The sequence below is a fragment of the Micromonospora sp. S4605 genome, from assembly GCF_003176715.1.
GTDB classification, from domain to species: Bacteria; Actinomycetota; Actinomycetes; order Mycobacteriales; family Micromonosporaceae; genus Micromonospora; species Micromonospora echinaurantiaca.
This window is the reverse complement of record NZ_QGSW01000418.1, coordinates 1-6018: the sequence shown is the minus strand read 5'-3', so window position 1 is coordinate 6018 and position 6018 is coordinate 1. Positions and strand designations below refer to the sequence as shown.

Sequence of the window (6018 nt, the reverse complement as noted above, 5' to 3'; positions counted from 1 at the left end):
ACCTGCCCACCCACTCCGGGCGGGTCGTCGTCCGGGGCGTCCAGTCGCAGCACCCGCCCGGAGTGGGTGGGCAGGTCGTCGCCGGGGGCCGCGTCGGTGACCAGCACCGGCGCGCCGGTGTCGGCGAGGATGAACTCCAGCCGCTCCCGCGGGTAGGCCAGGTTCAACGGCACGTACGCGCCGCCGGCCTTGAGCACGCCGAGGATCGCCGTGACGGTGCCCGGTCCGGGCCGCAGGTGCAGCGCCACCAGGGTGTCCGGGCCGACCCCGAGGCGGCGCAGCCGCTCGGCCAGCCGGTCCGCGCGGCGGTTCAGCTCGGCGTAGCTGACCTGCTGACCGTCGTAGGTGAGGGCGACGGCGTCGGGGCGGCAGGCCGCCTGCTCCTCGAACAGCGAGTGCAGGCTCCGCTCGACCGGGAACCGGGCCGCCCGGGCACCCCACGTGTCCAGCACCTCGGCGCGTTCGGCGGCGGTGAGCAGGTCCACGGTGCGCAGCGGGTCGTCGGCGCGGTCGACCACGGTACGCAGCAACCGGGTGAACCGGTCGCCGAACCGGGCCACCGTCGGCGCGTCGAACAGCGCGGTGTTGTAGGTGAACTCGCACCACAGCTCGCCGGTGCGGGTCTGCACCACCAGCAGCTCCAGGTCGAACCGGGTGGTCGACAGGTCGAGCACCTCCCAGCTGACCGCCGGCCCGGCGCCGGCCGCGCCGTGGTCGCGGAACTGGTAGTTCTGCAACGCGAAGGTGACCTGGAACAGCGGGGACCGGCTGACGTCGCGGGGCACGTCCAGTTCCGACACCAGGTGCTCGAACTGGACGTCCTGGTGGGTGAGGCCGTCGAGGACCAGCTGCCGGGTGCGGGTCAGCAGCGCGCTGAACGGCTCGTCCGGGTCCAGCCGGGCCCGCAACGCCAGCATGTTGACGAACATGCCGACCAGCGGCTCCAGCTCCGGGTGGCCACGCCCGGCGACCGGCGAGCCGACGGCGAAGTCGCGCTGGTCGCTGTGCCCGGCGAGGAGGACCTGGTAGGCGGCGAGCAGGGTCATGTAGACGGTGGCGTCGTGCCGGCGGGCCAGCGCGGTGACGGCGGCGGCGAGCGGGGCGTCCACCTCGAAGCGGTGGGTGGCGCCGTCGAAGCGCTGCGTCGGCGGGCGCGGCCGGTCGGTGGGCAGGTCCAGGGCGGGCACCCCGGCCAGCTGCCCGGTCCAGTACGCCAGGCCCCGGTCGGTGCCGGGCCGGTGCCGCTGCCAGTGGGCGTAGTCGCCGTAGCCGACCGGCAGCGCCGGCCAGTCGGGTGCCGCCCCGGCGCGGCGCGCCCGGTAGGCGGTGAGCACGTCACCGACCAGCACGTCGATGGACCAGCCGTCGCTGACGATGTGGTGCGCCTGCACCGACAGCAGCCAGCGGCGCGGACCGTACTCGACGAGCAGGGCCCGGAACAGCGGGCCGGTGCCGAGGTCGAACGGGTCGGCGGCGTGCTCGCGGGCGAGCTGGCCGGCCTGCCGGCGGGCGCCGTCCGGGTCGTCGGCGGTGACCGTGGCCCGGGACAGCGGCACCGGGCCGGGCGGGTCGACGACCACCGTCGGCTGGCCGTCGTCGCCGGCGGGGAAACGCATCCGCAGGCTCTCCTGCCGGGCCGCCACGTCGCCGAGGGCGTCGCCCAGCGCGGCCGGGTCCACCTCGCCGTCCAGCCACACCGCCACCGGCACGTGGTAGGCGGCCGAGCCGGTGGCGAACTGGTCGGCGAACCAGAGCCGCTCCTGCGCGTACGACAGGCTGCGCGGCGCGTCCGCGGGAGCGCGGCCGATCCGGCCCACGCCGGTGTCGGCGGGTTGGCGCAGGAGCCGCTCCAGCAGGGCCTGCTTGGTGGCGGACAGCGGTACCTCCCGGGCCGCCGACTCCGGGGCTGCGGACATGCGGGGCTACCTTTCGTAGGTGGCGAGGAGCGCGGCGGCCTCGTCCTCGGAGATCTCGTCGAGCCGGGCGACCAGCAGCCGTTCGACCTGGACGGCCAGTTCGGCGACCGTGGGGTGGGCGAAGAGCATGTAGACCGGGACGTCCACGTCCAGGACCGCGCCGATGCGGGCGACGGCCCGGCTGGCCAGCAGCGAGTGCCCGCCCCGGTCGAAGAAGTTGTCGTGCACGCCGAGCGAGCCGACGCCGAGCACCTCCGCCCAGGCCGCGGCGACCAGTTCCTCGGCGCCGGTGCGCGGGGCGGTGACGGTCGGCGGGGCGTCGTCGGCGTCGGCCGGGTCGGGCAGCGCGGCGACGTCGAGCTTGCCGCTGGGCATCAGCGGCAGGGCGTCGAGGGTGACGAAGGCGGTCGGCACCAGGTGCCCCGGCAGGACGGCCCGCAACCCGGCGCGCAGCCGCGCCGGGTCGGCGTCGCCGGTGAGGTAGCCGACCAGCCGCCGACCGCCGTGACCGTCGGGGCGGACCGCCACCGCGGCCTGGTCGACGCCGGGCTGGGCGCGCAGCGCGGTCTCGATCTCGCCGAGCTCCACCCGCGCGCCGTTGACCTTCACCTGCCGGTCGAGCCGCTCCAGGAACTCCAGCGTCCCGTCGGAGCGCCAGCGGCAGCGGTCGCCGGTGCGGTACAACCGGGCGCCGGGCGGGCCGTACGGGTCGGGCACGAATGCGGCAGCGGTGGCGGCGGGGCGGCGCAGGTAGCCGCGGCCGACCGGGCCGCCGCCGATGTGCAGGTGCCCCGGCACGCCTACCGGGACCGGGTCGCCCCGCTCGTCGAGCAGGTGCAGCCGGGCGCCGGGCATCGGCATGCCGATCGGTACCGCGCCGGCCGGGTGGGCGCCCGGGGGCACGGTGTGCGCGGAGACCGCGATGGTCGTCTCGGTCGGTCCGTAGAGGTTGTGCAGCGGCACGGCGCGCACCGCGGCGAGGTCGGCGGCCAGGTCGCCGTCGAGCTGCTCGCCGATGCAGACCACCTGCCGCAGGTCGGTCGCCTCGGCCAGGCCGGGGTGGGCGACCAGGTGTCGCAGCACCGTCGGTACGCAGGACAGCAGGGTGACCCGTTCGCGGCGGAGGGTGTCGAGCACCGCGTCCGGGTCGAGCGCACCCTGCTCGGGGGCGATCACCAGGGTGGCGCCGGCCACCAGGGCCGGGTAGACCTCCTGGCCGAACAGGTCGAAGCTGGGGGAGGCGAGCACCAGCAGCCGGTCGGCGGGGGTGAGCGCGTGCTGCCGGGCGAACCAGGTGGCGTGCGCGGCGAGCGAGTGGTGCTCGATCATCGCGCCCTTGGGCCGGCCGGTGGAGCCGGAGGTGTGGATCACGTAGGCCAGGCCGTGCGGGTGGATCGGCGCGGGCGCCGCGGCGGCGTCCGGGTCGGCGCCGCCGTCGAGGTCGTCGGTCAGGATCGTGCGGTACGCCCCGGCGGGCAGCGCGTCGGCGACCGCGGCGGAGGTGACCACCACCGTGGCGGCCGTGTCGGTGACCAGGTGGGCCAGCCGCTGCGCGGGGTAGCCGGGGTCCAGGGGCACGTACGCCGCGCCGGCCCGCAGCACCGCCAGCATCGCCACCACCACGTCGGCGCTGCGGGGCAGCGCCACCCCGACCAGCTGCTCGGGGCCGGCGCCGAGGGCCCGCAGCCGGGCGGCCAGCCGGCCGGTGCGCTCGTCGAGCTGCCGGTAGGTCAGCGACCGGCCGGCGTCGCGGATCGCGACCGCGTCGGGGGTGCTGGTGGCGTGCGCGCGGATCAGTTCGACCACCCCGGGACCGGCCGGTGGCGCCGGCGGGCCGGCGGCCCAGCCGGTGACGAGCAGGTCGCGTTCGGCGGCGGGCAGCAGCGGCAGGGCGGACAGCGGCCGGTCGGGCCGGGCCAGGCCGCCGCGCAGCAGGGTCAGCCAGCGCCCGACGATCCGCCGCGCGGTGTCGGCGTCGAACAGGTCGCTGCGGTACTCCAGCCGCCCGGCGGTGTCGCTGACCTCCAGCAGCAGTTCCTCGCGGGCCACCCCGTTGCTGGTGCTCAGCCCCACCTGGCCGAGGTGGTTGAAGCCGAGCTGGTAGAGCGGCTGCACGCCGGGCAGCCGGGGCGGGTTGAGCGCCTCGACGAGCCGGGGCAGCGGCAGGTCCTGGTGTTCCCAGGCCGACAGCATCGTCTCCCGGACCCGGCCGATCAGCTCGCCGAAGCTCGGGTCGCCGGTCAGGTCGATGCGCAGCACCAGCGTGTTGACGAACATGCCGATCAGCGGCGCCAGCTCGGGCCGGTTCCGCCCGGCGACCGGCAGCCCGACGCACACCTGCGGGTCGCCGCTGAGCCGGTGCAGCAGCGCGGCGTAGCCGGCCAGCAGCACCATCGCGCTGCTGGCCGAGTGCCGGCGGCCGACCTCGGCGACGGTGTCGCGCAGCTGCCCGGGAAGGTCGAAGGTGACCTCCGCGCCGGGGCGCCCGGTGGCCGCCGTACGCGGCCGGTCCGGCAGCAGCCCGTGCACCGGCGGGGTGTCGGCGAGCCGCTCGCGCCAGTAGGCCAGGTCCGCCTCGGCGGCGGCGCTGCTGGCCTGGTCGCGCTGCCACACCGCGTAGTCCGCGTACTGGATCTCCAGGGTGGGCAGTCGGGGCGCCCGCCGGTGCAGCGCGGCCTGGCACAGCTCCTCGACCTCCGCCTCCAGGATCGGCTGGGAGCTGCCGTCGAAGACGGTGTGGTGCGCGGTGAACAGCAGCGCGGGGCGCTGCGGCAGGTGCACCAGCCGGGCCCGCCACAGCGGCGCCCGGTGCAGCAGGAACGGGGCGGCCAGGTCGGCGGCGACGAGTTCGGCGAAGCGGGCCGAGCGTTCCGGCTCGGCCAGGCCGGACAGGTCGGTCTCGGCCAGCTCGATCGGCACGTCGGCGTGCACGACCTGGGTCAGCGCGCCGTCGGCGGTGCGCAGCGCGGTGCGCAGCGGCTCGTGCCGGCGGGTCAGCTCGGTGAGCGCGGCGCGCAGTACGCCGGCGTCGGTGCCGGGTGGCAGCAGGATCGGCGACCGCAGGTTGTACGCCGACGCCTCGGCGCCGAGCTGGCTGGCCAGCCAGATCCACTCCTGGGCGAAGGACGCGGCGAAGACGTACTCGTCGGACGTGGCCTGCACCTGCGTTCCCCCCGCGGAATCCCCCCGACACGCCGGATCCCGCATCGGTCATCGCCGATGCTATGGGCGGGCCGCGCCGGGATGCCTCCCGAGAATCGCCAGGAGTGCATGGAGGATCGCTCAGGGTAAATACCTGAATGGACGGTTGATGAACGGGGAGTGTCCTGGGCCTGACAGCCGGTGCTGGCGCGTCAGCGGGTGGCGGCGCCGGCGGCAGGCTCGGCGGGGACGGCCGGGCCGGAGAGCCGGGCCAGCGCGGCCGCCAGGTCGGTGACCTGGCCGGCGAGTTGGGCGACCCGCTGCTGGCCGGCGTCGCGGTCGGCCTCGGCGGCGCGCAGCCGTACCGCCAACTCGGCGAGCCGGTGTTCGGCCGCGGCGCTGGCCTGGCGGGCGGCGGCCAGTTCGGTGGTGAGGGCGTCCCGCTGGGCGGCGGCGGCCGCCAGCTCCGCGCGCAGCCGCACGGCGCTGTCCACCGCCTCCTGCCGGCCGGCGTCGGCCTCGCGGGCGGCTACCTCGGCGCGTTCCCGGGCGCGGTCGGCCCGTTCGTGGGCCCGTACCGCGTCGGCGGCGCCGGCCCGCGCCCGCGCGGTGTCGGTCCGGGCCTGTTCGATCTGGCGGCGCACGTCGGTGACCTCGGCCTGCCACCGCTCGGCGCGTTCGGCGGCCTCGGTGGCGGCCCGGGTGGCCCGGTCGGCGTCGGCGCGGGCGGTGTCGCGTTCGGCGGTCAGGTCGGTGACCCGGCGCCGCTCGGCGTCCCGTTCCGCGCGCACGGTACGCAGCTCGGTGCGGGCCGCGTCGCGGTCCCGCTCGGCCTGCACCCGCAGCGCCTCGGCGGCGCTGGCCACCCGGCGGGCCTCGTCCCGGGCCGCCTCGGCCTGCTCCGCCCGGCCGGGACGCCGACCGGGCGACGGCCTGCTCGGCGCGCTGGCGCGCGGCGTCC

The 6018-nt window shown here is 76.9% G+C and carries 2 protein-coding genes and 1 pseudogene; all 3 read right to left on the bottom strand.

Going from position 1 to position 6018, the window contains the following annotated elements; genetic code table 11:
• On the bottom strand, positions 1 to 1916 hold a 1916-nt coding region (locus DLJ47_RS32850), incomplete at its 3' end, for a condensation domain-containing protein (RefSeq protein ID WP_146228260.1).
• A 6-nt stretch (positions 1917 to 1922) separates the two neighbouring features.
• Entirely contained in the window at positions 1923 to 5078 is a 3156-nt protein-coding gene (locus tag DLJ47_RS32845) for a non-ribosomal peptide synthetase (RefSeq protein WP_158289925.1), read from the bottom strand.
• Between the two features lie 191 nt (positions 5079 to 5269).
• Positions 5270 to 6018, bottom strand: a pseudogene (locus DLJ47_RS36050) (hypothetical protein); the annotation flags it as partial.